The sequence below is a fragment of the Nitratireductor sp. GCM10026969 genome, from assembly GCF_042660605.1.
Lineage (GTDB): Bacteria > Pseudomonadota > Alphaproteobacteria > Rhizobiales > Rhizobiaceae > Chelativorans.
This window is the reverse complement of the sequence record NZ_JBHSUM010000252.1, coordinates 1-3,464: the sequence shown is the minus strand read 5'-3', so window position 1 is coordinate 3,464 and position 3,464 is coordinate 1. Positions and strand designations below refer to the sequence as shown.

3 protein-coding genes are annotated in these 3,464 nt (G+C 64.8%); 1 reads left to right on the top strand and 2 read right to left on the bottom strand.

Going from position 1 to position 3,464, the window contains the following annotated elements; all coding sequences use genetic code 11:
- Positions 1-491: 491 nt before the first annotated feature.
- Positions 492-806 carry a hypothetical protein gene (locus ACFP9U_RS24410; RefSeq protein ID WP_378625400.1) on the bottom strand — a complete coding sequence of 105 codons (315 nt, stop codon included), beginning with the start codon at positions 804-806 and terminating at the stop codon, positions 492-494.
- A gap of 51 nt (positions 807-857) precedes the next feature.
- Complete coding sequence (locus ACFP9U_RS24405; protein ID WP_378625397.1) at positions 858-1,043, bottom strand: hypothetical protein; 186 nt, start codon at positions 1,041-1,043, stop codon at positions 858-860.
- A gap of 234 nt (positions 1,044-1,277) precedes the next feature.
- Between ACFP9U_RS24405 and ACFP9U_RS24400 the strand changes: the two genes are divergently transcribed.
- The coding region (locus ACFP9U_RS24400; protein WP_378625395.1) for a DUF7507 domain-containing protein at positions 1,278-3,464 on the top strand (2,187 nt) is incomplete at its 3' end.

Below are 3,464 nucleotides of genomic sequence, written 5' to 3'. Positions count from 1 at the left end.
CTCACCGAACTGTGGCGAACAACCCCCGCACGATACCGCCTCGAAATCGAAACCAGAATCGAGACCGAAAAATGAAGCCTACAGCGCCGATGCTCTCCGTTTCATTCCCTTCCACGGCGGACGCCGGTCAACGGCTTGTCACACCACGAACCAGCGAGAATTCCATGCCCATACTATCCGCCGGCCAAGACCGTTCCGCAAAGCGCGTAGGTCGGAACGTTCTCGATCTTCAGCGGCACATGCCGTCGGCGCGCGTGGGCCGGTCGGTTCAGTGGACGCTGAGGTGCGCTGCGATCGCTGTCGCGGTCACCGCCGCGGCACCTGCCGCACATGCACAGGTGCAGCGCAGCTTCATCAATCTGGGATTCGAGCAACCGGTTCTGCCCGCCGTTTGCGGCCCCACCTCGGCCTCGGCGGTTATACCTGCGGAGGACGTCCCCGGATGGGAGACGACGCACGTGCCAATGCAGCCGTGGTGTAGGGCCGACGGCTCACAGGACTCCGGGCTCTACCCGTTGATCGATATCTGGAAGAGCGGTCGAGTAAATGGAATCCCCGCACGCAGCGGTGACCAGATGGCCGAACTGAACGCGTTTGCCGAGTCGCGTATATATCAGACAGTTTGCATGCTGCCTGAAGATCACGTTCACTATCGCTTTAGCCATCGCGCCCGGGAGTTCATGCCCGTGCGGCCCAATGGCGACACGATGGTTTTCGAGATCAAAGCCGATGATGGTGCCGACTTCGTCGACCTGGTCGAAGTGAGAACGGACCATACTGGTGCGAGCACCGGTCAAGTGTGCCACAGCGAACTCCCGACACACCAGTGTGAGCCTCCGCAGCAGGCGGGCGTCTGGTCAGACTATTCCGGTAACTTCATATGGCAGGCGGCGGCCGGGAACTACCAGTTCGGTTTCGAGGCGCTCGATACCAGCGGTGTCAGACATTTTGGCAATGTTCTGGATGAAATCCAGCTCGAAGGTCTTCTGCCAGTTGTCGAATTTGAGGCGCCGGCATTGTCCAGCATGGAAGGCGAGACCCACCCTGACTTGCTCCTTCGCGTCAGCGGCCTTGTCACGCAGCCGCTCCAGGTCAGGCTCAGAGTGACGGATATCGAAGCGACGAGGGGGGATGATTACACCGCTGCAGGAGAGGAGATCACGGTAGAGATTCCTCCTGATATAAACGGCTATGCGGGGGAGGCCTTTCCTATCCCCATCACCATCAACGATCGCGACTCTTTAAATGAAGCTGATGAAAGGTTTGCGATCGAGATCGTGCAGGATCCAGCATACAAGATCTCCAGTGTTCGTTCTTGCGGCGGCGATCCCCACGAGACGTTGACCTATACGATCCTGGAGGCGCATCTATCGGTTCTGAAGACGGCGGTTCTGAACGACACCAACCAAAACCGTATAGGCGATGCCGGTGAGACGATCGACTATGCATTTACGGTGGAGAACACGGGCGGGGTGACGCTGACGAATATCACCATCAGCGATCCGCTGCTGACAGTGCCGGGCACCATCGCAAGCCTGGCGCCGGGCGCACGTGACAGCACGACCTTTTCGGCGACCTACACGTTGACGCAGGCGGACATCGACGCTGGCGGGGTGACGAACCAGGCGACGGCCACAGGAACGGCGCCCGACGGAGATACAGTGAGCGACCTTTCGGATGACCCTACCGATACGACGGACAGTGACCCCGACGCGGACGGTGAGCCCGATGACCCGACGGTGTTCGTCACGCAGCGCAATCCCGAACTCGATGTTACGAAGGAAGCCGAGCTCAACGACGACGGCAGTGGCTATGCCGATGCCGGCGAGACGGTTGGCTACCGGTTCACGGTCGAGAACACGGGCAATGTGACGCTCACCAATGTGACGATCGAGGACCCGCTGGTCACCGTCACGGGCGGGCCGATCGCCAGCCTGGCGCCGGGGGCGAAGGACACGACGAGCTTCACGGCGACGAAGACGCTGACCCAGGCGGAGATCGATGCCGGCAGGATCGAGAACGTCGCCACGGGCAAGGGCACGGACCCCGACGGCGAGGAGGTCCCGGGGCAGTCGCACGCGGTGGGCGAACTGCCGGGGACCCCGACGGTCTACGAGGTGGACGAGGAGCCGGAGGCGCTGGCGCTGACGAAGACCGGCACGCTGGACCAGGGCGGTGATGGCCGCACCGATGTTGGCGACGTGGTCACCTACACCTTCACGCTGGAGAACACCGGCAACGTGACGGTGCAGAACGCCACCGTCAGCGATGTCAAGCTCGGCTTCTCCGGCGGACCGGCGGACCTTGCGCCCGGCGCGGTGGAGACGATGACGGCGACCTATGCGCTCACCCAGGCCGACATCGACGCCGGCGAGGTGGACAATGCGGCGACGGCTTCCGGGCGCTCGGCGCACGGGACCGACCTGGAGGCCGAGGCTTCCTGGTCGCAGGCGACCGACGGCGTGCCGGAGGCCGATTTCGTCAAGGAAGCCGCGCTGCAGAACGACGATGGCAACGGTGTGCCCGATGCCGGCGAGACGATCGCCTACACCTTCACCGTGACCAACACCGGCAATGTGACGCTCAGCGATCTGACGATCGAGGACGCGGCGGCCGAGGTGACGGGCGGGCCGCTGGCCAGCCTGGCGCCGGGGGCGACCGACAGCACGACCTTCACCGGCACCCGCACCCTCACCCAGGCCGACATCGACGCGGGCGGGGTGGAGAACCTGGCGACGCTGAGCGGCAAGGGCCCCGGCGGCACGGATCTCGTGCGCGAGTCACGAACGGAAGAGGGCACGCCCGGCGATCCGACGGTGACGCCGCTCGAAGGCCAGCCGGACGTGCGGCTGGAACTGGTGGGCGAACTGGTCGATGCCAACGACAACGGCTATCCCGACGCGGGCGAGGAGATCGCCTACCGCATCAAGGTGGTCAATGCAGGCAATGTGACGCTTTCGGACGTGGATGTGGAAGGGCTTCTGGCGCAGGCCCCCGACGGGCCGGCGAGCCTGCCGCAGCTCGACATCAAGGGCGGGCCGCTCGGCAGCCTGGCCGTCGGGGCGACGGATACCGGGACGTTCACCGCCCGGCACACGATCAGCCAGGAGGACATCGACAAGGGGCTGGTGCTGGCGCAGGCGCGCGTGCGCGGCATCGCACCGGACAACAGCCTGGTCGAGGATCTGTCGGACGACCCAGAGGAGGGGGCGGATGTCGACCTCAACGGCGACGGCGTCCCGGATGACGCGGCGGCGCTCGCGTTGGCGCAGAACGCGGTGCTCGAGGCGGCCAAGGCGGGCGAGTTGCGCGACGAGAACGACAGCGGCTTCGCCGATGCGGGCGAGACGATCCTCTATACGGTGACCGTCACGAACAGCGGCAATCTGACGATGCTGGACGTGACGCCCGAGGACGAGGGGCCGCGCTTCGACGGCGCGCCGGGTGCGGGCAGCCTGTCGGCC